15 protein-coding genes are annotated in these 25,196 nt (G+C 44.6%); 11 read left to right on the plus strand and 4 right to left on the minus strand.

Going from position 1 to position 25,196, the window contains the following annotated elements:
* Window positions 1-145: 145 nt before the first annotated feature.
* The 3 genes from EL84_RS19740 to EL84_RS19750 all read left to right on the plus strand — a co-directional run bounded on the left by EL84_RS19740 (window position 146) and on the right by EL84_RS19750 (window position 5,496).
* Window positions 146-1,381 (plus strand): MDR family MFS transporter, encoded by a 1,236-nt coding sequence (locus EL84_RS19740; protein WP_047842792.1) that lies wholly within the window; start codon window positions 146-148, stop codon window positions 1,379-1,381.
* A 603-nt stretch (window positions 1,382-1,984) separates the two neighbouring features.
* Window positions 1,985-3,730 carry an ABC transporter ATP-binding protein gene (locus EL84_RS19745; RefSeq protein ID WP_047842793.1) on the plus strand — a complete coding sequence of 582 codons (1,746 nt, stop codon included), beginning with the start codon at window positions 1,985-1,987 and terminating at the stop codon, window positions 3,728-3,730.
* Window positions 3,727-5,496 (plus strand): ABC transporter ATP-binding protein, encoded by a 1,770-nt coding sequence (locus EL84_RS19750; RefSeq protein ID WP_047842794.1) that lies wholly within the window; start codon window positions 3,727-3,729, stop codon window positions 5,494-5,496. The genes EL84_RS19745 and EL84_RS19750 overlap by 4 nt, the downstream gene beginning before the upstream one ends.
* Before the next feature lie 116 nt (window positions 5,497-5,612).
* Here EL84_RS19750 and cyoE read toward each other — a convergent pair whose 3' ends face one another.
* A complete protein-coding gene (gene cyoE, locus EL84_RS19755) occupies window positions 5,613-6,542 on the minus strand; it encodes a heme o synthase (protein ID WP_036608378.1) in 930 nt (309 codons plus the stop codon).
* 462 nt (window positions 6,543-7,004) lie between these two features.
* Between cyoE and EL84_RS19760 the strand changes: the two genes are divergently transcribed.
* The 5 genes from EL84_RS19760 to EL84_RS19780 all read left to right on the plus strand — a co-directional run bounded on the left by EL84_RS19760 (window position 7,005) and on the right by EL84_RS19780 (window position 14,837).
* Window positions 7,005-7,925, plus strand: coding sequence for an NAD(P)/FAD-dependent oxidoreductase (locus EL84_RS19760; protein WP_047844295.1), 921 nt, complete (start codon window positions 7,005-7,007; stop codon window positions 7,923-7,925).
* A 299-nt stretch (window positions 7,926-8,224) separates the two neighbouring features.
* Window positions 8,225-11,479, plus strand: a complete 3,255-nt coding sequence (locus EL84_RS19765) for a bifunctional cytochrome P450/NADPH--P450 reductase (RefSeq protein ID WP_047842795.1) — start codon at window positions 8,225-8,227, stop codon at window positions 11,477-11,479.
* Window positions 11,480-11,741: 262 nt separating this feature from the next.
* Window positions 11,742-12,329 carry a TetR/AcrR family transcriptional regulator gene (locus EL84_RS19770; RefSeq protein WP_047842796.1) on the plus strand — a complete coding sequence of 196 codons (588 nt, stop codon included), beginning with the start codon at window positions 11,742-11,744 and terminating at the stop codon, window positions 12,327-12,329.
* Between the two features lie 68 nt (window positions 12,330-12,397).
* Entirely contained in the window at window positions 12,398-13,879 is a 1,482-nt protein-coding gene (locus tag EL84_RS19775; RefSeq protein WP_047844296.1) for a DHA2 family efflux MFS transporter permease subunit, read from the plus strand.
* Window positions 13,880-14,189: 310 nt separating this feature from the next.
* Window positions 14,190-14,837, plus strand: a complete 648-nt coding sequence (locus EL84_RS19780) for a hypothetical protein (RefSeq protein ID WP_047842797.1) — start codon at window positions 14,190-14,192, stop codon at window positions 14,835-14,837.
* Window positions 14,838-14,924: 87 nt separating this feature from the next.
* Here EL84_RS19780 and EL84_RS19785 read toward each other — a convergent pair whose 3' ends face one another.
* Window positions 14,925-15,902, minus strand: coding sequence for an alpha/beta fold hydrolase (locus EL84_RS19785; RefSeq protein WP_047842798.1), 978 nt, complete (start codon window positions 15,900-15,902; stop codon window positions 14,925-14,927).
* A gap of 232 nt (window positions 15,903-16,134) precedes the next feature.
* On the opposite strand from EL84_RS19785, the gene EL84_RS19790 reads away from it, so the two are divergent.
* Window positions 16,135-17,112, plus strand: a complete 978-nt coding sequence (locus EL84_RS19790) for an MBL fold metallo-hydrolase (protein WP_047842799.1) — start codon at window positions 16,135-16,137, stop codon at window positions 17,110-17,112.
* A gap of 53 nt (window positions 17,113-17,165) precedes the next feature.
* Here the strand turns inward: EL84_RS19790 and EL84_RS19795 are convergent, their stop codons facing one another.
* Window positions 17,166-17,747 carry a LysE family transporter gene (locus EL84_RS19795; protein ID WP_047842800.1) on the minus strand — a complete coding sequence of 194 codons (582 nt, stop codon included), beginning with the start codon at window positions 17,745-17,747 and terminating at the stop codon, window positions 17,166-17,168.
* Between the two features lie 130 nt (window positions 17,748-17,877).
* On the opposite strand from EL84_RS19795, the gene EL84_RS19800 reads away from it, so the two are divergent.
* The gene (locus tag EL84_RS19800; protein ID WP_047842801.1) at window positions 17,878-18,432 is read left to right on the plus strand and encodes a helix-turn-helix domain-containing protein; all 555 of its coding nucleotides are present in this window, start codon (window positions 17,878-17,880) and stop codon (window positions 18,430-18,432) included.
* Between the two features lie 133 nt (window positions 18,433-18,565).
* Here EL84_RS19800 and EL84_RS19805 read toward each other — a convergent pair whose 3' ends face one another.
* On the minus strand, window positions 18,566-20,983 hold the full coding sequence (locus tag EL84_RS19805) for a family 43 glycosylhydrolase (RefSeq protein WP_047842802.1): 2,418 nt from the start codon (window positions 20,981-20,983) through the stop codon (window positions 18,566-18,568).
* A gap of 388 nt (window positions 20,984-21,371) precedes the next feature.
* Here EL84_RS19805 and EL84_RS19810 point away from each other — a divergent pair, with 388 nt between their 5' ends.
* Window positions 21,372-25,112: an alpha-L-arabinofuranosidase C-terminal domain-containing protein gene (locus EL84_RS19810; RefSeq protein WP_047842803.1), complete on the plus strand. Its 3,741-nt coding sequence runs from the start codon at window positions 21,372-21,374 to the stop codon at window positions 25,110-25,112.
* Window positions 25,113-25,196: the final 84 nt, after the last annotated feature.

A 25,196-nucleotide genomic window follows, 5' to 3' on the forward strand; every position in this document is an offset into this window, starting at 1 on the left:
GGTCATGACTCCTCTATTAAAGGTGAAAAGTGTGATCATATGTTTACACTTTTCTTTCCCCCTTTTATCCTTACAATTACACATTAGTAGAGGTTGTTCAAAAAGTCCGCTTTTGAAGCATCTAGAAAGAATAGGAGAAGTTCGCATGAAGCAATATTTAAGGCAGATTCACCCCTTGGCATGGACGATCATTATCGGAACCATGTTTGGACGTCTTGTGACGTCCATGAGTATCCCGTTTCTATCCATCTATCTGACACGTGTGTTAGATGCTACACCGACCCAGACCGGTATTACTGTGGCCGTTAGCTCGCTGGCAGGTGTCATGGTCAGCTTTTATGGAGGTTATATTTCGGACCGGATCGGTCGCAAAATCGTGATGTTAATCTCGGTATTTAGCTGGGCAGGTGTGTTTTTTATCTTTTCAGCAGCAGAGCATCTATGGGTGTTCTTTGTTGCCAATACGTTAAACGGATTATGCCGCGCAGTATTTGAGCCCACCTCCAGAGCGCTGTTATCGGATATTACTTCTCCGGAGAACAAATTGCTGGTGTTCAACCTCAGATATGCTGCAGTTAATCTCGGTGTAGTCTTTGGGCCAATTATCGGATTTCAGCTGGGATCATCTGAATCAACGTTCCCATTTGTGATTTCCGGCTTGATATACATAGCCTATGGACTTGTATTATTTCTTCAATTCAAGCTACAGCATGCCAATCTGCCAGAGCGTCATCAGGCAACCGCACCACGTTTGCGTGAAGCACTCATAACCACCGGTCGCGACCGGGTGTTTCTGCCAGTATTAATCGGTACCACATTTTGTGTTCTGGGTTACGGGCACTTTAGTTCTACGTTGGCACAGTACTTGGCGAGGAGCCCGATCTTTGAAAATGGAAGTCAGATGTTCTCGTACATGCTTTCCCTGAATGCCGTGACGGTACTGATTATTCAGTATCCGCTTGTGCGAACCTTCCGAAACTTTCCACCGCTTGTTCCTCTGATTGTGGGTAACCTGCTGGTTGCAACCAGTCTGATGATGGTTGGAATCGCTGAAGGTGTACTCATGATGATGATGAGTGTCATACTATTTACTATTGGGGAAGTATTGTTGTTCACGATGATGGATATGCTCATCGACCGGATTGCAAAGCCGGAATGGAAAGGGACGTATTTCGGTACCATCGGCTTCAATAATATCGGTAGTGTCATTGCTCCTGTCATGGGAGGGTTGTTGCTAAGTCAATTTGGAGCGGAGAATGGGCTGGCCGTTTTTGTACCTATTGCGCTGACAACTGCACTGGGAGTACCTTTTCTTCTGATCGCACATAGACGTCTTGTTGTTAGAGAGAAGCAAGCCGAATCCACATCATTAAGTATGTAGCGGAAGTTGAAAATATTAATGATATGAATTAAATAACAATTCAGTTAAAATTATCTTGACGAATGTTAGTCCAGCGAATACAATAAACAACAAATATGTGAAACGGGTGGGATGATGATTATGTTTATGCCTATACAGATTTCGAATCGATAACTGAATACGCATGAGCATAGTGACATTAATCCAATTTTTTTGCAATGATCGCGTTGGGACAGTCATGTTTGTGCACCTCTGTCGTGGACGCTCATCATTATTGCGATGCAGAGGAGATACGGGAAATGCTTTGCATTTCATTCGATCTCTTTTGGCTACAAGCTGTAGATGAACATTAGTTCATCTATGGCTTTTTTGCATGCATTTCACCCAATTTGTTCACATGGGAAGGAGCGTTTGGAGCGTTATTTTATAAAAAACTAACTTGTTAAAAAGGAGAATGTACAATGGTCAACATATTTTCTACATATCAATTATGGGCGGGAAATCCCGATTTTAATGTCATTATGTATGACTCATCCTAGTGATCGCAAATTTGCTGTCGTTAAGATCATCAACAAATATGAATAGGCAAGAACAATTAAATAAACCGATAAAGAGGTGGGACCTGTGCCCAAAACAGAGAAACGCTCCATGTCATGGCTGCTGCGTTATCTAAAACCAGTCAAAGGACGGCTGGCCTTACTTTTAATCATGTTACTCACATCAACGGGGCTTCAGCTTTTGAATCCACAGATTATTAAACGATTTATTGATACAGCAGCAAGTGGTGGAGTCCTCACCAATCTTGTTCAGCTCGCAGGAATATTTCTGGTTGTTGCCGTGTTTAATCAACTCATCACGGTAGCGGTCAGTTATTTGGGGAACGACGTGGCCTGGCGGGCCACGAATCAACTGCGCGGAGATTTGCTGAAGCACTGTCTGCGTCTTGATATGCGTTTTCATAATGTGAAAACACCTGGAGAGATGATTGAACGTGTGGATGGTGACGTAACGAGTATCTCCAATTTTTTCGCAATGTTCATTGTGCAAGTGATCGGGAGTTTTGTGCTGCTGGCCGGAATTCTCGGATTCATGTTCAGTGTTAATGTGCCCATTGCTTTGGTGATGACCGTGTTCACATTATTATCGATCCTTTTCATGGTCTTTATCCGAAATCTAGGCGTGGACTCTTCCAAAAATGAACGTGCGGCAAGTGCCTCTCTGTTCGGATTAATTGAAGAACGCATTGCCGGGATTGAAGATGTGCAAGCAAATGGTCATGTGCCTTATGTGATGAACCGCTTTTACCGCACGATGCGCACGGTATTCCGTAAGGGGAGAAAAGCCTGGCTGCTACGGGTTATTCCGTGGAATACCACAGTAGTTCTGTTCGCACTGGCGGTCACTGCGGTGCTTTTGCTGGGTGTGCATTATTATATGGAAGGTCTAATTAGTATCGGAACATTATTTCTGATCTACCAATATACGCAGATGCTGAATGATCCGATTGAGATGCTTGGAGATCAGGTGCAGGAGTTCCAAAAAGCAAAATCAGGCATGCTGCGCTCCAGAGAGCTATTGTCCATGCATAGTGTGATTGAAGAGGGTACAGAGGAGCAATTGCCGGAAGGACCTCTTGGTCTGGAATTCAGTCAGGTACATTTCAGTTATAACCAGGATAAACCGGTATTGCAGGACATTACTTTTGCCATTAAACCTGGAGAACGTCTAGGAATCATCGGTCGCACAGGTAGCGGTAAATCGAGTCTTAGTCGTGTTCTTCTCCGGCTGTATAATCTGGATCGGGGTACGATTCGTGTAGGTGGAACGGATATCACAAAGCTTTCGTTACAAGCACTCTATCGCCGGGTGGGTATGGTGACACAGGATGTACAGTTGTTTGATGGCACGCTGCGTGACAATCTGACCCTGTTCAATGGGGATGTATCGGATCAGATGATCAAGGAAACGACGGATCGCCTTGGACTTAGCCAATGGATTAATTCACAACCAGAAGGACTTAATACGTATCTGGCTGCAGGTGGAGCTTCATTGTCGGCAGGGGAAGCGCAGTTATTTGCCTTAACCCGCGTATTCCTGACCGAACCGAGTCTGGTTATTCTGGATGAGCCGTCGTCACGTCTGGATGCTGCGACCGAAGGTATGCTGCAATCTGCAATTGACCAGTTAATGAAACAATCCACCGGAGTCATCATTGCTCACCGACTGGCTACACTGGAGAAAGTGGACCGGATTATGGTGCTAGGTGATGGGAAGGTACTGGAATTTGGAGCGAGAGAAGAACTTGCCAGTAACCCGGCATCTCACTATGCCAGACTGCTCATTACAGGCCGAGAGGAGGAATTGGCATGACTGTAGCAGGATTTATAGGCCGTTTGTTTCGATTCAGGCCTTTGCTGTTTATAATCAACGGATTGTTATGGTGTATATTTCACTCCTTACCGCTAGCCATTGGTATTGGAATGCAATGGTTTTTTGATCGCACAACAGCGGGTTCTACTGACTACATGTGGCTTGCTGTGCCGCTAATCTTTATTGCTTTGGTCCGAATGGCACGGGTGGGCACATTTTTTGTAGCCTTCTATGCATGGGTTACGTATCTATATCATGTTCAGGCGATTTTGCGAACCAACATGCTCGCAGCAATCATGCGCTGGCCGGGACGTAATCTTCCGGCTTCACCAGGGGAAGCGATGAGTCGCTTTCGGGATGATGTGGATGAAGTCGTCGAGTATGTGGAATCATGGGTAGACTTCTGGGGACGTCTTGTATTTGCTGTTGTGTCTATCGTCATTATGGCGAACATTAATTGGCAGATCACATTGGTTGCCGTGCTGCCGTTGGTGGTCGTTACCTTACTTAACAACCTGTCCGGAAATCGGGCTCGGAAATATGCACAGGTTAATCGAGAATCGACTGGGCGAATTACCAGTTTTATTGCGGAAACGTTTGGAGCAGTGCAAGCCCTGAAACTGGGTCAGGCCGAAGAGAATGTCTCTACACGTTTCAACCAGTTGAATGAAGATCGTCGCCAGGCTGCACTTCGAGACAATCTGTTCAAGCAGTGGATGAGATCGATGAATCAGCATGTTCTAAGTATCTGTACCGGATTGATTCTACTGATGTGTGCAGCTGAGATGAAAGCAGGGAACTTTACCGTAGGTGATTTTGCCTTATTCACCAGTTATTTGGCCAATATCGGATTTAGTATTTCACTGTTTGGTTATATGGTGTTTCAGCACAAAAGGCTCAAGGTATCCTATGATCGTATGCGTAAGCTATTCCGCCCAGGGGAAGAAGACCAGATCATGGATTCGAGGGAAATCTATCTGTATGAAGATCCGCCGGAACTTGTAAGTGAACAGAGGGACCCTAAGGAGAAGTTGCAATCTCTTGAGGTGAAAAAGCTGACATATCGATATCCGAATTCTGCAAATGGCATAGAAGAGATCAGTTTCCGTCTGAAACGCGGACAATTTCTTGTGATTACGGGACGGATTGGATCAGGTAAATCAACACTTGTACGCACACTTCTGGGATTGTTACCCAAACAAAAAGGGGACATTCACTGGAATGGAGCAGCTGTTGATCCAGCCACGTTCCTGATGCCGCCTAGAGCTGCGTATACCCCTCAAGTGCCAAGATTGTTCAGTGATACGTTGAAAGAAAATATCGTCCAGGGCAAACAGGGTAACACCGAGCAAGCCCTTGAAAAAGCCATTCGTCTGGCTGTGATGGAGAAGGATATCAAACATCTGGATCAGGGGCTTGAGACCCCGGTTGGTCCAAGAGGAGTCATGCTTTCAGGCGGGCAAATTCAGCGCGCGGCCACAGGACGCATGTTAATGACGGAGGCGGACCTGTTTATCTTTGATGACCTGTCGAGTGCACTGGATGTGGAGACAGAACAACAAGTATGGGAAGGGCTGTTCCAAGAGCCGGATGTCACCTGCATTGCAGTTTCTCACCGCAGGGCAGCACTTTCCAAAGCAGATCACATTATCGTGATGAAAGATGGACGCATTGAAGCCGAGGGAAGTTTGGTCGAATTGCTTGCCACCAATGAAGAGATGCAGCTGCTGTGGCAAGGGGAACAAACCCCCGCCAAAGTTGGATAGCTTTGAAAATTTAGAAAAGATAATAAAAAAACAAAAAAGCCTTACAGACGACTCCTTGAAAGAGGACAGTCTGTAAGGCTTTTTATCGTTATAACGAGTGGAAAGATGGAATATTTTTATCTCATCATCTGAGCAATCAAGGAATACGCAATGATGACCAGGAAGATAATAGTGATATGGTTAATGGAGAAGATAAACATCCGTTTGGACCATTTCTCTGTTTCTTTCTTGTCAAAGGTAGCCACACTGAGAATGAGCCAAGCCAAGCTAACCAGAAATGCCACAATAGCGACAAATGGACTCATCGGCCAGAATAAAAAGCTGGAGATCAGTAACAGTACCAGATACACATTTGTCTGAATGTATGTCCGTCTGATGCCTTTAACAACGGGTAGCATGGGAACACCAGCAGCTTTGTATTCGTCAAAACGACGAATCGCAATCCCGTAGAAGTGAGGCATTTGCCATAAGAGCATCGTAACGACCAATGCCCAGATCTCGAAATGACCCAGTTCCGGTGAAATGGCTGCCCAACCGATGAGTGGAGGCACAGCACCCGAAAGACTTCCCACTTCCGTGTTGTAGATCGTTGTACGTTTGGTCCACATCGTGTAAGGGAACACGTACAGCAACAGACCCAAAATACCAAATACAGCAGCGGATGGGGAAGCGATATACAACATGATGCCCCCGATGATCGTGATTGCAATACCGAGAATTAGACCCGACTTGGTATCTACGCGTCCCGTAACGGTAGGACGTTTCTTCGTACGTTCCATGATCGCATCAATATCACGATCATACAAGTTGTTAAACACCCCTGCAGCTCCAATAATGAGAGAAGATCCAATAAAGGAAAGGATGATTGGTACAATATTAGCTAAGATTGAAGCATCAAATACATATAAAGCCAAACTTAAACCCGCAAACATGGCGATCAGGTTGGACTTGATGATTCCGATTTTGATCGTATCGAAGAATACTTTCGGAATCGAGCTATACTCCAGGCTGATATTGGTCTGTGAACCATTGTTCAATGTTTTCAAGAACTCACTTCCTATATCTATACTTGTATATTATGTCGCTATTATACCATTCAATACACTATGTGATTTAATTAACGTTTTAGTATTTAAAATAATGTCATTTGATTGTGAACAATTTAAAAACAAGGTTGTTTTTAATTGTTAAATAATTATTTCTGTGTTACAGGAGAGAATCCAAAAATCCGGGTATAACAGTGATTAAAGTTTGTTCTGTCATTGTAGTGTAAGTGTAAATAATCTTTTATTCAACTCACACAGATTGGATTGAAGAACGTAGTTAAAGATATATGTTGCAAAATGGTTAGGTTTTGTTTATTGTAGATATAAGATATCTTTAATAGTCTTGTTTAAAATTTGTTCTTGTAAATCTCCGATATTACTTTCTTAAGAGAAAGCGGAGGTTATTTTTAAAACTTAATTAGAGATATTAAATGTCTGGAAAGGGTGTATAGTATGAGTAATATGAATCAACTCTTGGATGTACTTATTATTGGTGGAGGACCAGCGGGGCTTAATGCAGCCCTAGTACTTGGCAGGGCCCGCAAGAACGTTGTGGTCATTGATGATGAGACACCGCGTAACTGGGTTACAAGGGAGACTCATGGGTTTGTGACAAGAGATGGGGCAAGTCCACGTGAATTCCGGAAAGCTGCCAAAGAACAGATTGCAGCGTATCCCTCAGTTCAATTTGCATCCGATACGGCAACTGCGATAACAGGTAGCGATGGTGATTTTGTAGTTAAGACTACTCAGGGGGCAAGTTATCGCACGAAAAAGATTTTGTTTGCGGTAGGCAAGAAGGACCTTCCCTTGGAAATTAACGGATTAACAGAAGTTTACGGTAAAAGTGCGTTTGTGTGTCCATATTGTGATGGATGGGAGTTAAGAGACCAAGCGCTAGTCATCATCGTTAGTGGAGATAAGGCATTACATATGGCAAAAGTCATATCCGGCTGGACAGAACGTTATACGATCTGTACGAATGGATCAGATTCATTAACCGATGAGCAGCGTGAAGAACTGAAGCAGCATCATGTTACTGTATTCGATGCACCGATTCAATCCATTAACTCTGAAGAAGGAATGGTACATCAAGTTGTACTAAATGACGGTACAGCGATTCCATGCACAGGAGTTTTCTTCCAACCGAAACTGTTTACCGGATCAGAACTGCCAAAGGCCATCGGTTGTGAAATTACAGAATCAGGAACGGTTATCGTTGATGCTTCCGGCAAAACATCTGTAGCGGGTGTATACAGTGCTGGTGATGCAGCATCCGAGATGTATCAGGCAATCACGGCTGCGTCTCTGGGGGCATTGTCTGCGGTGAGCATTAATAATGAATTGAATTTCGAGAAGTGGGATGAGCCAAGTCATCATTAGAATACATTAAAAAGCGTCATAAAATCATAGCGTCATTGGTTCATACAGTAGGGGATTGCATATGCAATCCTCTATTTGTTGTTATTCAATTTAAACGTTGAACGGTTCAATTAAAAGTAATTCAGCCGGAAGAAAATTTGATATTAAATCAATTTTGATTTATTATATTATCAAATGATACAAAAAACTATCATTTATAAAATCATCAAAGGAGAGATCACTTATGAATGAAAGCGGAACAGCCATCACATGGCTAACGAATACCTTGCTCCACGGTGTACAGTTAAGAGGTGATCATCATGAGTGATGCAACTTATGTTCCACAGCCCAAAATGTATGGGCCACTTGGCAATCTGCCTTTGATAGATAAAGAGAAACCAACGCTGTCGCTAGGTGTCCTGGCTGAACAGCATGGACCAATATATCGACTTACGGTTCCCGGTTATTCCGGTTTAATCGTATCTGGACCAGATCTTGTCGCTGAGTTGTGCGATGTGTCCCGTTTTGACAAATATGTATACAATGAACTCGATAATGTACGTGCCTTTGGAGGCGATGGTTTATTTACAAGCAGAACATCGGAGCCCAATTGGAAAAAGGCCCATAACATTCTGCTTCCCACCTTCAGCAAACAGGCCATGAAAGGTTATCATCCGATGATGGTTGATATTGCCGAACAGTTGATCAATAAGTGGGCACGCCTCAATTCCAACGATACGATTGATGTTGCGGATGATATGACACGCCTTACGTTGGATACCATTGGACTATGTGGATTCAATTATCGGTTTAACAGTTTTTACAGACAGGACCACAGTCCTTTTATTGAAAGCATGGTTCGGGCATTAAATGAAGCTATGCAGAAGAGTTCCCGTTTGAAAATTCAGAATCTGCTTATGGTGAAAACCAAACGACAGTTCCAAGCGGATATTCAGACGATGTTCTCTCTGGTAGATCAGATTATAGAGGAACGTAAAGCGAGTTCAGCACCCGAAGAGGTCGACTTGCTCGCACGTATGTTGAATGGCAAAGATCCGGAGACTGGCGAAATGCTGGATGATGAGAACATCCGGTATCAGATTATTACGTTTCTCATTGCCGGACATGAAACCACGAGTGGTTTGTTATCTTTTGCTCTTTACTTTCTACTCAAAAATCCGGAATCGCTTCAAAAGGCGTATGACGAGGTGGATCAGATATTGGTCAGTGACTCACCACAGTACGAAGAAATTCTTCAGCTTTCTTATATTCGCATGATTCTTAGTGAATCGCTTCGTCTCTGGCCAACAGCCCCGGGATTTGATGTATATGCCAAAGAAGACACCGTCATAGGTGGCAAATATCCCTTGAAGAAAGGGGAAAGTTGCAGTATTCTCCTGCCCCAGCTACACCGTGACAGAGAGGCATGGGGAGAGGATGCAGAGCTTTTCCGTCCAGAGCGATTTGAAGATACGGCGAAAGTGCCTCATCATGCGTATAAACCTTTTGGTAATGGGGAGAGAGCATGTATCGGCATGCAGTTTGCTTTATATGAAGCAACACTTGTGCTTGGCATGGTCCTTAAACATTTTGAGTTGATCGATTATAGCAACTATGAGTTGGATGTTAAACAGACGCTGACATTGAAGCCGGGAGACTTCCGGATCCAGGTGAAAGCGCGTGAAGTGTCACAAAAGATGAATAAGTCTACCAGATCTGTGGAAGAGAAACCTGCTCCTGTTGTTCATAAAAATATAGCAATTGACAGCCAGAGGGGAGAAATCCTGGCCGTTGAAGCAGATGGTAAGCCTTCGCTCCTGGTGTTATATGGTTCCAATCTGGGAACGGCAGAAGGCATTGCCCGAGAGCTTGTGGAAAAAGGGCGTTCGTATGGAATCCCAAGTGAAGCAGCCACTCTGAATGAGTGTGTTGGCCGCATTCCCCGCCAAGGTGTCGTTCTTATCGTCACAGCTTCGTATAACGGTAAACCTCCGCAAAATGCTACGGCATTTGTAGACTGGTTAAAGGGAACAGAGTCAGAGAAAGCACGGGATGTAAACTATGCCGTTCTGGGCTGTGGAGATCGGAGTTGGTCCGGGACGTACCAGAGCATTCCTCGATTAATAGATGAGAGGCTTGAAGAATGGGGAGGTAAAAGACTGTTATCCCGCGGTGAAGCCGATGCCGGAGGTGACATGGAGAAACAAGTCGAGACGTGGCAGCATATGTTGTGGCCTCAGGTGTTGAGTGTCTTGGGGATTAGCGAGGAAGCAATCAAATCCTCGAAGCCAAGCGCCAGCAGACTTCAAATGGAGTTTGTCCGCGAGAAAACGGATATGCCTCTTGCACGAACTTATGATGCCAGCTATGCCACGGTTGTAGTCAATAAAGAGCTTCAGGCGCTGGGAAGTGGAAGAAGCACACGTCACATCGAAGTGTTACTGCCTGAAGGCATGAATTATAGAGAAGGCGACCATCTCGGCGTGTTGCCTAGCAATCCGAAGCAGAATGTGGATCGGATACTCAGTCGGTTCGGACTACGTGGGGATACTCCGATCCAATTAACTTCGGACGTCAGCCATCTTACACACCTACCACTGAACAGACCCGTCAAGATTCATGAGTTGCTCGCTTATTGTGTGGAATTGCAGACACCAGTCTCCAGAACACAGTTGCAGGAGTTGGCTAATCATACGATATGTCCACCTCATAAGCGTGAACTGGAAGGCATGTTGGATGAAAACAGCTACAGGGATGATATTCTTGCCAATCGAATCACCATGTTGGACCTGCTAGAAAGGTATGAGGCGTGTGAGTTGCCTTTCGAAAGGTTCCTTGAACTATTGCCTCCGCTTAAGCCCAGATATTATTCAATATCCAGCTCGCCAAGTCTGAATTCCGAGCAAGCAAGCATAACCGTATCGGTAGTAAGAGAGCCTGCATGGAGTGGCAAAGGCGAATACCAGGGAGTTGCTTCATCGTACCTCGCTGGTTGTTCATCCGGAGAAGATATTCTCATGTTTGTACGTACATCTGAATCCGAATTTCATCTGTCGGAAGAGGCTGATGTTCCGATGATCATGGTGGGACCAGGCACGGGGGTAGCACCATTCAGAGGTTTCCTCCAGGCGAGAGCTGTTATGAAACAGAGAGGTTTGTCTCTGAGTGAGGCGCATCTGTTCTTTGGGTGCAGGAATGATTCAGATTTCATATATCGTCAAGAGCTTGAACAATACGAAAGGCAAGGGATTGTTAAGCTGCACACTGCTTTTTCTCGTGCGGAGGGCAAGCCCAAAACGTATGTACAGCATCTAATGAAAGAGAATTCCGAACAGTTAATTCACATGCTGATGAACAAAGGAAAACTCTACGTATGCGGGGATGGAAGCCAGATGGCTCCTGCGGTAGAAGAGACTTTACAGCAAGCATATCAGGATGTGCAGGGAGCAACGGTGCAGCAAGCGAAGGACTGGCTCATTCAGCTTCAGGCCGAAGGACGCTACGTGCAAGACGTGTGGGCAGGTAATAAACGAACAGGTGAAACTCCTAAAGCTGTGCATGAGGAGGTACATTAAGACGGAGATGACTCCAATATCTACTAATATACAGTCCTTAATATACTCAAGCTAACAAACAGCCGCTTAATCTGGAGCTTTGTCTCCAAATTAGCGGCTGTTATCATGATCTGACCATGAGCCGTCGCTCGGTTCATTTTCTCACTCCTAAACTGTTAGCGTTTACATTAAAATTTGAAATAAAAATGATTGACAGTCCTTATCTGAACGAGTTTAATTATATAGACCGATTGTTATAATTATTTGAAGGAAGTGGCTTTCGTTGAGTGAAAAGTCTAATGCTAGAGAGTCTATTGTCAGCACAGCAGCGAGACTGTTTTTTTCACAAGGATATCATGCGACCGGTCTGAATCAGATCATCAAAGAGAGTAGTACGCCGAAAGGGTCGTTGTATCATTATTTCCCGCAAGGCAAGGAAGAGCTCGCGCACGAGTGTATTCAAAAAGCCAATGAACATATCTTGCAGACATTTGAGAAAACATTTGCAGCCCACGACAATACGGGGGATGCCATTCAGAGATTTATTCATGATTTGGCTCATGAAACAGAAGCAGCCGGGTTTACCGGATTTCTGCCATTCAGCTTCTGGGCAGCTGTGGAGACATCGTGTATTAGTCAGCAGTTGCGTATTGCTTGTCAGGGTGTATTTGCAGATTGGCAGGATGTCATTAAGAAACATCTGATTCTGGATGGCGTTGGTGAAGAGAAGGCGCGGGAGACGGCACTTCTGATCATTTCTTTGATGGAGGGAGCACTGATTATCAGCCTGACGAATCAGGATAAACAGCCTCTGCTGACGGCTGCTGAGTATTTGTCGGTTGTGACGAAGAACGCCAAACAGATTCAATAATTTATACCAAGAGACAGAGAAAAAGAAAGTTCGATACGTTTGAGGAGGATGGGATCGTGGAGGTTTCCATGAAGGCTGATTCTGCACAGAATCAACAAGAAACAAAGCAATACAAGGTATTTCCGATTTTGTTCGCGATGCTGCTGAGCGGCTTTATTGGTCTGTTTGGAGAAACGGCATTAAACGTGGCATTGACGCCACTTATGGCTCTACTGGAAGTAGGTCCTACAACGATTCAATGGTTAACTACAGGTTACTTGCTTGTGTTGGGAATCCTGGTACCGGTATCCGGTATGCTGTTGCAGTGGTTTACCACAAGACAGTTGTTTACAACATCTTTGATTTTCTCGATTGCAGGAACATTTGTTGCTGCACTTGCACCTAGCTTCGAAATTCTGTTGGTGGCACGGGTACTGCAGGCGATAGGTACAGCGCTATTGTTGCCACTGATGTTTAACACCATATTGGTTATTTTCCCGATTGAAAAACGTGGTGCTGCCATGGGATTGATTGGTTTGGTTATCATGTTTGCACCAGCAAGTGGTCCGAGTATCTCCGGTCTGATTCTGGCTAATCTGAGCTGGCATTGGATTTTCTGGATCTCCTTGCCGTTCTTCATTATCTCACTGGTATGCGGCTTGTTGTTCTTGCCGAATATTTCGAAATTGACCAAGCCCAAAATTGACGTACTGTCCATTATCCTTTCTACCCTTGGTTTTGGTGGTATCGTATACGGCTTCAGTAGTGCAGGGGGACATGGAGAAACTGGCGGAGGCTGGACGAGTCCGGTCGTTGTTGCCACTCTCGTTATTGGTGTGTTGTCCTTGCTGTTATTCAGTATCCGTCAGTTGAGAATGAAACAGCCAATGATGGATTTGCGAGCGTTCAAATATCCGATGTTTACGATTGGCTTGATCCTGATATTCATCTGTATGATGATGATGCTGTCATCCATGCTGATCCTGCCAATGTATCTGCAACAAGGTATGGCCGTTACAGCGTTAACTGCCGGACTGGTTCTATTGCCGGGTAGTCTGCTGAATGGTTTACTGTCTCCGGTCATGGGCCGACTGTTTGACAAGTTTGGTCCGAAGTGGCTTGTGATTATTGGTCTGGCTGTCGTAACGGTTGTACTCTTCATGTACACTGGAATTACACCTACAACAACACTGGCAAAAATCATTACGCTGCATGTGTTCATGATGGTCGGAATCTCCATGATTATGATGCCTGCACAAACGAATGGTCTGAACCAATTGCCACGTGAGTATTATCCTCACGGTACTGCCATCATGAATACGTTGCAACAGGTATCCGGAGCGATCGGTACGGCTGTTGCGGTAAGTATACTGAGCGCAGGACAATCCCGCTTTTTGAGCGGAGTAGCGAACCCGGAAAGTCCAGAAAATCAACTGGCAGGTTTCACGTCAGGTGTACAGAATGCGTTTGTATTCGCATTAGTTCTGTCGATTATCGGTCTGATTACTTCACTCTTTGTGAAACGGGTCAAAGTAGGATCAACGCCAGGACAACAAGGTCCTATGCATTAATCCATTAACTAACAATAATAATTAGATATTGTATAAGAGCGATGTATCCTTAACTTTAGGGAAGCATCGCTTTTTTACGTATTTATTCTATCTTTTTTGAAGTTGACGTGAAACGGGTTACAGCCTTTAGAGTAAAAATGTAGCCGGAATACGGTGGTTCAAAGAATGAATTTCAGAGCAAATACTTCATGTTCCGGCAAAATTGTATATGTTCATACTAATATAAAAGGGTAATATAGAATGTAATAGTACAATTTTTAACCAATTCGAAAACGGTTTATATTTTATTTTTAATCAAGGAGACTTCATTATGATCATCATCAATCCCATTGGTAATAACATTGAAAAGATGCTGTTGAACTACGAAAAAAACGGCCATCTCACTCTACAGGCTTCGCTTATCAGTAATCGCTCGGTTGTATATAGATTGCAAGACTATTGTCTTAAGGTATATGCTTCACGTGCAAGATTGGATGGGGAGATGGAAAGTGAGGCACTTAGGGCATTGCAGAGTAATCCTTATGCACCAAAATTGTATGCGTATTCACCAGGTGAGTACACCCTGACAGAGTGGATTGAAGCATTCAAACTGAAAGAGTACCGTGTAACCTATGGACACATTCCTCCCAACTTGATATACGATATGTTTACGACGGAACTTCAGCAGATTCATGCTGGATATTGGGACTGGGATGTCATCCGTTATGAGAATCTGCTCTGGACCAAGACAGGTGATGTGAAAAGAACGAACTTATGGTTGTGTGAGCCTGTGAACGCCAGACGTGAGAGCTTATATAACCAGGTCATTCGGAAAATTGATAACATCTACAATGGAGATCGTACCGAAATGGAGGGGATGGAACAGTACTTTTATCGTCACCAGTTGACTTCATTAGAGATCGAACAAGCTTTCAGCGATTTCAGGTCCCAACGGCCAAGACTGGCGATAGCACAATAAATCTCATACTTAAAACCCCAAAGATATTAGAGAATCTTTGGGGTTTCTTTTATGATATAACATAGCCTTACTTTAGCAGGGTGTACGTTACTTCTTCACCAGGGCCAATATCTCATCCGCAACGAGGTCAGGGCGATATTGATGGATGTAATGATCGGTATCTTTAATAGTTACCTGTTTAGGTTCATCTGACCAGGATTTGAATTCTACTTGTGATTTATCCCATTCGGGTTCACTTGCACCAAGGTAATCAGCCGTCAGTATGGTGAGTGGAAACGGTAAGGTTTGTTTGTGATCTACAACCACTTTGGCATTGGCAGCTATTTCACGTAATTCATCCAACGTGTTCACATTACCATAGTTGTGCAACAGCGCAGTTGTATCCAATTTTTTCAGATCATCGGGTACAAGTTTCAGTTCATTACGATTGGCATTGGAAGTTTCGACAACCATGTCAGATTGCATGGAGAGGCGGAATAGTCCGGTTTGGATACGTAATTTATTCGCAAAACCACCAATTGTGTCTGCCAAAGAGTCATCGTCATTCGAATAATATTCGGGGCTTCCGCCATCAATCATAACGATACCCTTGACGAGATCAGGGTATTTTTGTGCGAAACGGATGGTTTCCAGCGAGCCGAGTGAATGTCCAACCAATACATAAGGTGGCTTCTGTCCAGATACCTGCAACAACTCGTGTAATTCTTCAGCTACGGTATCGACATCACGTTTCTTATCGGTCTGATCGCTATATCCATAGCCAAATCGGTCATATACAGCGAATTTTGTGTTGGGAGCAAGCTTTTCATATAATGGATAATAATCTACATAGGGATTAGCGGTCCCCCAGCCAGAGGCGAGTACGACTGTTACATCGCCTTCTCCACCAGTATATAGATGCATATTGTCTCCATGGACTTCGTACAGCTTACCAGGGGGGACGAGTGTTTTGGCATCCTGCCTTAAACCCACTTGTTGGTAGATCACGCCAGTACCCAGAAGCAACAGAACTATCGCCAGGTCAAATATCAAAAACTTAACTAATCTTTTACGCCATTTCTTCATGTTCTCTCACATACTCTCCATGTATTTTCTCTATCATATATGCCCAATCTTATAGGAGAGAAAACAGAGTCTTAATTCTATCTTAATTGAGTTTCTTCGGTCATGGGGAATGGGCGTATTCTAGTGAAAATTGTATATCAACGGCCAATCAATTAATATATAGCTACGATATGAATAGTTCTCTTCCAAATATTGAACCTAGATTGATTATATAGAACAGAAGGTATGTATAATGACAAAATACGAAAATCAGCTCCCGACATCGGCAGGCATGAACTTCAAATCCCTGATCAGTATATTGAGAGATTCAATGCGTGGCAATGTAGAGCGGAGGCCAGCGGGCGTAATGCCTATGGAGATATGTGAACCCGCTGAAACCTTCAGTGCATCCGATAATCCACAGGTTACATGGTTCGGACATTCAGCTTTTTTGCTTGAAATTGAAGGGCACAGACTGCTCTTTGATCCGATGCTGGGCAATCGCCCATCCCCCGTGTCTTGGGTGGGTACCAAACGTTACAGCACCAATCTACCAATTCAACCGGAAGATTTTCCAGCGCTAGATGCAATCATTATATCGCATGACCATTATGATCATCTGGATTATAACTCCATCCGCAGATTGAAGGATAAAACCAAGCGATTTATCGTACCGCTTGGGGTACGTCGTCGTCTGATTCAACTGGGTGTGCCTTCGGAACAGATTACCGAGCATAACTGGTGGGATGAGTTATCATTCAAAGGTTTAACATTGGCTTGTACGCCAGCAAGACATTTCTCGGGCAGAGGATTATTCGACCGTAATTCTACCTTATGGTGTTCGTGGGTTATCGCTGGACAACATACGAAGGTGTTCTTTAGTGGGGATAGCGGATATGGTCCTCATTTTAAGGAGATTGGCAGTAAATATGGTCCATTTGACCTGACGTTGATGGAATGCGGGCAATATGACGAGCGTTGGTCCAATATTCACATGATGCCGGAAGAAACGGTGCAAGCGCATTTGGATGTAGGAGGTAAGTTGCTTATCCCGATTCATTGGGCCGCATTTACGCTGGCCTATCATGCCTGGAATGAACCGGTTGAACGAATCACGAAGGCTGCACATGCTTTGAACGTTAAGATTGCAACTCCCAAAATCGGCGAGAAGGTTGTGCTTCATACGGAGGATTATCCTACACATCCATGGTGGAGACCGGAATCAGGATAAAAAAATAAAAGCGTTCAGCTCATTGAATGAGTGGACGCTTTTTCTATTACACTTTACATCAGGATTGATAGTGCACTGTAAATTAACAACATACCCATGACGATATTAACAGGACGCTCGTATCTTAATAAAAAGCTCTGGAATAACATGCCACCAAACGCCCAGGTCATATTGGCACTAATACCAATGAAGGTGAGCAGCAAGGAAAATACAATTAATTGTACATGGGACTGCCCAAGAGGCAGAACAAAAACGGATATGGCAGTAAGTCCATACAGAATGACTTTGGGATTGATGAATTGCAGGGTGAACCCAAATAGAAATGAATAATGATTGACCTTGTTTTCTTGCGCATCTGCAGGTTTACTTCGCATGATTTTGAGCGCCAGATAGAGCATGTACACACATCCTAACACGTTTAAGACGGGTTTGATCCTAGGAATATATTGATGAAGAATAAGGTTGAAATAACTGGACAGAAACATAATTAGCAGGCAGCCGGCTGCGACTCCACTAATAAACGGAAGGGTCTTGCGGAACCCCTGATTTCTGGCATGCGTCATGGAAATGATGTTGTTGGGTCCGGGTGTAAATGAAGCGATGATTGCATAGGTCACTAAAGGTATAATGTTCATGGTTCCTCCACGTCTTCTTAGTTGTGTGATATAATGACCTCAAATGTACGTTATAGCGTACGGTCTTTATCATTGTACAATATGTACGTTATATAGCACAACAAAATTATGAAATGAGGAGGATGGATTTTTGAAAAACATTAATAGTATTCTTGCTCAGAACCTGAAACAGCTTAGGGAACAAAGAAAACTCAGTCTGGACAAGGTCGCCGAAATGTCTGGTATTAGCAAGACCATGCTTGGTCAGATTGAACGTGGTGAATCCAATCCATCCATTGCAACCGTATGGAAGATTGCTAATGGCCTGAAAACTTCCTTTACTGCTTTGATTCACGAGCCGAAGTCAGATACAACCGTTGTAACGGGGGATGATATTCAAGTATTGATGGAGGATGAGGGAAGGGTTCGGATTTATCCGCATTTTCCTTTTGAAGAAGGACGCCGCTTTGAAATGTACATGATGGAAATGGACCCTAAGTCTGAGTTGAATGCTGAACCGCATATCGAAGGTACGGAAGAATTTATTACGGTCTTTGAAGGGGAAGTTACGATTCGGGTAGGGACGGAGGAATATGCAGTGAACCAAGGGGAGTCAATCCGTTTCCGAGCAGACAGGCCCCATGCCTATATTAATCATGGAGCTTCGGCTATCAAGTTAAGCATGGTCATACATTATTCGAAGTGAAAATAAAGCAGCCTGATGTAACAAACTGCAACACCGCTGTTAGTCGTCTCTAACAGATGGGTGCAGTTTATTACGTTGGCTGCTTTATAGGTTTGTTCGCTATGGAGTCCAACGCCTATGATAGGACTCTAACTTATGGTTTTTCTTTGGCCTGACGCTGTATTTCCTTGGCTGTTAATGCTTTATCATACACTTTTACATTATCCAAGCTGCCTTTGTAGAACGGATCAGACGTATAACGACTCTTGCCTACATAAGCTTCCGTTACCTGCAGATCTTTCGGGTTAAAAGTAATCTCAGAGCTGCTTGCAACCGATGTACCATTCACATATAGAGTGCCCACATCACCCTGAAGGGTTACAGCGACATGAACCCACTCTTTGGAAGGCAGTGGTTTTGCTGCAATCAGGCTCTGATCCCGTCCCTCATTATGAATGGTAAATTGTAATGCCCCATTATGTTGGGAGGGAGTAAGGAACATATGTCTAGTCAAGCCATTTCCAAAGTCGAAAATACGCTGCCAGGACCCGCCACCGTCCCAATTGACCCAGGCGCTAAATGTGAAATCCGTTGTATCTGTAATGAGTCCAGGTAACTGAATGTAACTGTCTACCCCATTGAATGTAGCAGCCTGATTTTTGCCACTTGCAGCAGAACTGACCACGTTAAAGGCTTGTCCGTGATATCCATTTTTACTGGAATCCTGTGCGACTTTGGCAAGTTTTTTGTGTTCAAAAGTATACTCCCCGAGCAACGGGCTTACCGCTTGCTGTGGAATGATAACGTTAAACGTTTTGGAGTTTACCGCAGTTCCTTTACGAATCGTTGCGGTTAATTTCACTTTGGCATCACCCTTACCAGCGCGTGGTCGCTGCACTACACCTGTAGAGGATAGAGCCGAAGTGTTGGAGCTTTTCCACGTAATGTCTGCATCACTTGTTCCCTTGGTAGGCAGAGACAGATTGAAGAACACGTGATCCGTATTGCTAATGCTCAGGTCCTTTTTCACCGCATCTACAATGTCCTGATCACTCCGTTCAACACCTTGACTTCCCCAGATGGCAATTCCGGAGGATGAGAGCGCGCTAAAGGTCAGAACCGTACTTTGAGATTCCGAATTCCATTCATGTGTGAAAACGCCTTTGTACACAACGTTATTCGATGTGATCTGAACCTTGTTGTCTGCGCCAAGACTCCATGTTCCTGTCACGGCACCATGAATCTGCCCATCTGCCGTGAACTGAACGGTCTGGGATGGCTTGATGTCCGCCGTGATGTCCTTACCATGATTCACCCATTGGTACTGACCAGCGATCTCCTGAGTTGTCAGTTGCGTTGTATCTTCTCCCAAGGCCGCATAGCGATACGGAGAAACAACGGGCCAACCATCTGCATTCATATGCATCTCGTGTACGCGAACTTCATGTTCTTCGCCACGCTCTGGAAAGCGGGTATGGAAGATGAGAGATTGTTTGCCAGTCTCGGGATCAACATAAGCAGAGTTATGCCCTGGCGATACATAGCCGCTACCTAGGCCTGTGCCCGGATCACCGATCTGTCTCTCGAACAGGAAGTTCCCCATTAATTTGACTCCAAAAGGCTCAATAGAACGATCATCAAACAACGGTTTATCCTTGTCCGCTTTAACGTTGATCATATCGTTTCCTTCCGCATCGAGGAAAGGTCCATCCGGTGTTTGGGAGCGAGCAACACGAATGTTGTATCCTCCATCAGAACCTAGTCCACCGTAAGACAGGTACAGATAATAATAATCGGTTTCTGGACTGTAGAGCATATAAGGGGCTTCAATACGACTATGATTGCCTCCGGTCAGCTTTTTGCCATAACCTTGATTTGGCAGCGGTTTGCCTGTCGTTGCATCCATCTCCAAAATGAAAATCCCCCCTGAATACGAGCCATACACCATCCATAACTTGCCGTTTTTATCATAAAAGACATCTGGATCGACCACATTGGGATGAATCGTTGCATCGTAAATGGTACCATCCTCACTAATCTGATCCCACATGCCGGATTTCAACAGAATGCCTTGATCCTTATAAGGGCCTTCGATATTGTCTGCGACAGCAATGCCGAGCGCTGATCGCGGAGAGTCCCCTTTACAAGCATTGTAGTACATATAAAATTTGCCGTCCGCCAATTGAATGACATCTGCTGCCCATAACGTATCTGTCTGCGCCCATTCCAGCGCTTCAGCGAATTCCTTGGTTACATTGGGGACAACAGGATTGTTATCTGTAACGCCGGAGGCGACCAGATTCCAGTTCAAAAAGTCTTTGGACTTAGCTACTTGCAGGTGCGAACCAAAAATATAAAACGTATCATTCACCTTAATGACAGAAGGGTCATGAACAGAAACATTTTTAAATGTTGGAGCAGGATTAGCGATAGGTGTGGTGGAACTCTGCGAGTTACCCACGGTTGCCCCTGAACCATTTGCGAACACCGAGACCGGTGCCAAAGTTGTTGCAGTAAGTAAAGTGGTGCTTAGTACAGAAATGTTAAGTACGCGAACCCAATAACGTTTCATACGTTTCCCCTTTCCTATTTCCCGGAATGAAAAATCAACCGATACTTGGCAACACACGATAAAAGGTTCCGCAGACCTCCTTTGAGTATTTCATTATATCAAGCGCTTTCATTTGTTATATTATCAATTGATTTATATGTTTGTAAACCATAAATGTAATGTTTATAAGACTAAAATGAATAAATAAAGAGAGACGGGAAGAGCCAATAAAGGTCATTACATTCAAATAAACCAGTTGTCTTTCTCAAATTTAGGATTGAAATGGGGAGCGATGATGCGATATTATTACGTTTAAGAAATGTATTTAAATATTTATCAATCATTTTATATTAATACGAATCAAAAGCGTGAACCGACAATTCCCAACTACATAGGAGGTAAGAAGAACATGAGCACATATCGAAATCAATTAATTGCACAATACTCGTTTGAAGATACCGTTAAGATCGGGAAGGATAGCTCCGGTAAGGGACATGATGGTATAGCCAAAGGCGAGATCCCGCCTGTGATATCCGAGTTGAAAGGCAGAACGGCGGTGACTTTCAACGGGGGAGCGAATGGAACTTCTTATCTGCAATTACCCTCGAATCTGCTTCGTGATGTAAGCGATAACACGGGAATCACGATTGCCACATGGGTGTTTCTGGGCAAGGGGGCTAATGTGTGGGAACGCATTTTTGACTTTGGTAAAGGGGAGAAGGGGCCGTATTTGTTTCTGACACGTCAGCTCTTGGGAACGTTATATGCCGGCGATAATCTGGTTGTCCACCCAAGTGGAGGAGTTGCAAGTGGAGAATGGCTGCATATTGCGCTCTCCGTGGCAGGTAGCCAAGGGGGAACGTTGAGCAGTGCGGGTCCAATTGTGTATGTGAACGGGGAGAAGGCCGCAGACGGCTCGATCAGTCAGACGTCGAGCGGCAATTATGCCAAATTGCGCGAATGGTTTGATTCGTTCACCGATCCTGAGAATTATAGTCAGAATTATATTGGACGTTCCCAGTATGCAGCGGATGTGGACTTTGCAGGTTCGTTATCCGACTTTCGGATCTATGGGGCAGCGCTCACCATGGATGAAGTCATTGAAGTGATGTGTGAATCACTGACAGATGAAGCGATTGTGAAGCTTGCGGCGGACAAGTACTTGTCCTTCCCCAACCGAATCATCACCAAGAATGTATCATTACCCGCAGACTTGCTGGGTGGTAAAGTGTCTGTTGAATGGAGCTCCAGTGCTCCAGAAGTTCTGTCTGAGAACGGAGAGGTTCAGGTGATCACATCAGCACAAGAGGTTACGCTCCGTGCGCTTCTGAACAGAGGTGATCGTAAGCTGAGCCAAAGCTTTGACGTGTCTGTTGTGCCAGCCCATCTCCCGCCTTATACGGTCACCATCCATGGAGATCAGAAGGTGGCTGACATCAGTGAAGTCATGTATGGGCTTTTCTATGAGGATATTAACAACGCGGCAGATGGCGGAATCTATGCAGAGCTTGTTCAGAATCGATCATTTGAGTCTTTTGCATTTGATACATACTCGCATGACTCTGGAGAATGTGGCTGTTCGACAGGACGAAATCGTGAACCTTTGTTTGCCTGGTCAGGCGACACCGAGAAAATGCGCGTACAGCATACGGATGGACTAAACGTTCACTTTAACGTGGAAGACCCTGAAGTAAATGCTTATTATGTAACGGTTCAGGATGGGGCTACGATTCGGAATCGTGGATTCTCAGACTCCAACCAGCATTGTGCCATGTCCATCAAGCAGGGTGAATCATATGATTTTACCGTATGGGCAAAAGCAGAATCGGCAGGAACGATCACTGTTCAATTGCAGGATGGAAGTGACACTTCCATCAGTGATTCGGTAACGCTGCATGTTGAAGGCGGGAACACATGGAAGAAATACGGTTTGTCTCTGATCGGAACGGAGACTGTACTTGGTCAACTGGCACTTATGTTTGCAGGTGACATCTCCATCGATATGGTGTCCCTAGTCCCTCAGAATGTATGGGGAGCTGATCCGACAGAAGAGGGAATATCGGCTACGGCACATGCTAACTACACAGGTAACCCGAACTATCGATTGAGAAAAGATCTAATCCAGGCACTCGCAGATCTGCATCCGAAGTTCCTGCGTTTTCCGGGAGGATGTATCTCGGAGGGATCTTTTATCTGGGATAACGTATATGACTGGAAGGATTCTGTGGGTCCGGTTGAGCTCCGCAAAGAAAATTACAATGTCTGGGGTTACATGATGACGATGGGCCTCGGTTATATGGAGTACTTCCAACTGGCGGAAGATCTGAATGCCGCTCCGGTTCCAGTCATGGCTTGCGGTGTGTTGTGTCAGGCACGCTCGGATTATGCTCACCCTGCGGGTGGCGCTTTAAGGGATTATTATATCCGCAACTTTACAGATCTGATTGACTTTGCGCTCAGTACAGACTTTGAACACAACGAATGGGCGGCTGTACGAAGCCAGATGGGCCATCCTGAACCGTTTGATCTTCGTTATCTGGGCGTAGGCAATGAGAACTGGGGCACTGAATTTTTTGCCAACTTTGAAGTATTCAAACGTTCGATAGATGACTACATGAAACAGAACTATCCTGATCATGAGCTGCACATTATCTCGACGGTTGGTGCTCAGGCGGATGATGATGCGTACCAGGAAGGATGGAAATTCCTTAGTGGGAACCTCACCGGGTCAGCTCAGGTTGCTTTTGCAGATGGTGCTGAGGTGATTGAGGAGACCGTAACCTGGTATGAGAATCAGGACAATTACATGGACACCATTGCAGATGAGCACTACTACCGCTCCAATGAATATTTGCTGAATAACGCGGATCGGTACAACTACTATGACCGGGCCTATCTTGAAGACGGAAGTATCGATTGGAAAGAAACATCCAAAGTATTTGTGGGAGAATATGCTTCCACGGACAAAAACACGCTGGCAGGAGCGGTTGCAGAAGCTGCGATCATGACTGGATTTGAAAATAATGCAGACGTTGTTCGTTTGGCTGCCTATGCGCCATTGTTCAACAAAGTACTAACGGATGGTACTTACCGCTGGACGCCAGACTGCATCTGGTTTGATGATGAAACAGTATGGTATACACCGAATTATTATGTACAGCAGCTTTTTGCAAAATATGTAGGGGATCAGGTTCTTGAGACTTCATTCTCCACCTATAGCAAAGGCAAACCGTTGTATCTCATTCCTCGTGGCGGTATCGAAATTGCAACAGGTCATGCAGACATCGTGGTGAAACGAGTCACGGTGACGTCCAATGTGGATGGAACGATACTGCTAGATGAAGATTTCAGGGAACGTACAGAGCCTAGTGACGCATGGAGACAGATTCCTGGATCGGAAGGATATACGTTAACCGAAGGGAAAGGACTCATTTTGAAGGCACAATCAAGTGGATTGAATGGATTGTATCTGCTGAATGACGAATGGACCAACTACCAAGTTCACGTTGAGGCTGAAAGAATTTCAGGTGAAGATGGTTTTTACATCGGCGTGGGACTGACGGATATCTCGCCCGAGAACAAGGATGTCATTGAGTACGCAATCAGTTACGGGGGGAACGCAACAGGCGTAAAGGTGTACAAACAAGGGATTGAGGGTTATACACTGGGAGACTATTCATCCAGTTCGGCAGCAGGTAACCTGAGAGCGACCAACTATGAACCACTCGAGAATGGAACCGATTATACAATCACGGTTAACTATGGTGGGGATACAGGAAAAAATCTGGTTTGCTCCTATACAGACGGACGTAATACCAGCAAGGTTCTGGATTACAAGCTGGAAGCTTACAACCGGGAAGTATTCCACTCCGTTACGAAGGATGCACGGCATGTGTATGTGAAGCTGGTCAATGCAGATGGTGTGGATAAATCAACCCGGATTTGCCTTCAGGATCTGAAAGTTAATGCTTCAGCCAGACTGATCACGCTTACTGGAGAAGATCATTTGGTGCATATTCCGAATGTGAATCAGAAGCATGATGAGAAAGTGGCTCCCCAAGAACAGGAGATCACACTGTCCGATACATCGGTGGTGGTTAACTTAACGGCTCATTCAGTGAATGTATTAGTTATGGATATTCTAAATTAAATTCATATCGTGAACAAGAGACCGCGGATATCGCGGTTTTTTGGCGTTCCAGGGGAGAGGGTCAACAAAAGATACCCAAAGTAA

The sequence above is a fragment of the Paenibacillus sp. VT-400 genome (genome assembly GCF_001029205.1).
Classification (GTDB): domain Bacteria; phylum Bacillota; class Bacilli; order Paenibacillales; family Paenibacillaceae; genus Paenibacillus; species Paenibacillus amylolyticus.

What these genes read in the sequence shown, in the direction of transcription:
- EL84_RS19810 (WP_047842803.1), top strand. Translation starts at nt 21,372, where the DNA reads ATGAGCACATATCGAAATCAATTAATTGCACAATACTCGTTTGAAGAT.
- EL84_RS19760 (WP_047844295.1), top strand. Translation starts at nt 7,005, where the DNA reads ATGAATCAACTCTTGGATGTACTTATTATTGGTGGAGGACCAGCGGGG.
- EL84_RS19805 (WP_047842802.1), bottom strand. Translation starts at nt 20,983, where the DNA reads ATGAAACGTTATTGGGTTCGCGTACTTAACATTTCTGTACTAAGCACC.
- EL84_RS19775 (WP_047844296.1), top strand. Translation starts at nt 12,398, where the DNA reads ATGAAGGCTGATTCTGCACAGAATCAACAAGAAACAAAGCAATACAAG.
- EL84_RS19740 (WP_047842792.1), top strand. Translation starts at nt 146, where the DNA reads ATGAAGCAATATTTAAGGCAGATTCACCCCTTGGCATGGACGATCATT.
- EL84_RS19750 (WP_047842794.1), top strand. Translation starts at nt 3,727, where the DNA reads ATGACTGTAGCAGGATTTATAGGCCGTTTGTTTCGATTCAGGCCTTTG.
- EL84_RS19785 (WP_047842798.1), bottom strand. Translation starts at nt 15,902, where the DNA reads ATGAAGAAATGGCGTAAAAGATTAGTTAAGTTTTTGATATTTGACCTG.
- EL84_RS19765 (WP_047842795.1), top strand. Translation starts at nt 8,225, where the DNA reads ATGAGTGATGCAACTTATGTTCCACAGCCCAAAATGTATGGGCCACTT.
- EL84_RS19795 (WP_047842800.1), bottom strand. Translation starts at nt 17,747, where the DNA reads ATGAACATTATACCTTTAGTGACCTATGCAATCATCGCTTCATTTACA.
- EL84_RS19780 (WP_047842797.1), top strand. Translation starts at nt 14,190, where the DNA reads ATGATCATCATCAATCCCATTGGTAATAACATTGAAAAGATGCTGTTG.
- EL84_RS19790 (WP_047842799.1), top strand. Translation starts at nt 16,135, where the DNA reads ATGACAAAATACGAAAATCAGCTCCCGACATCGGCAGGCATGAACTTC.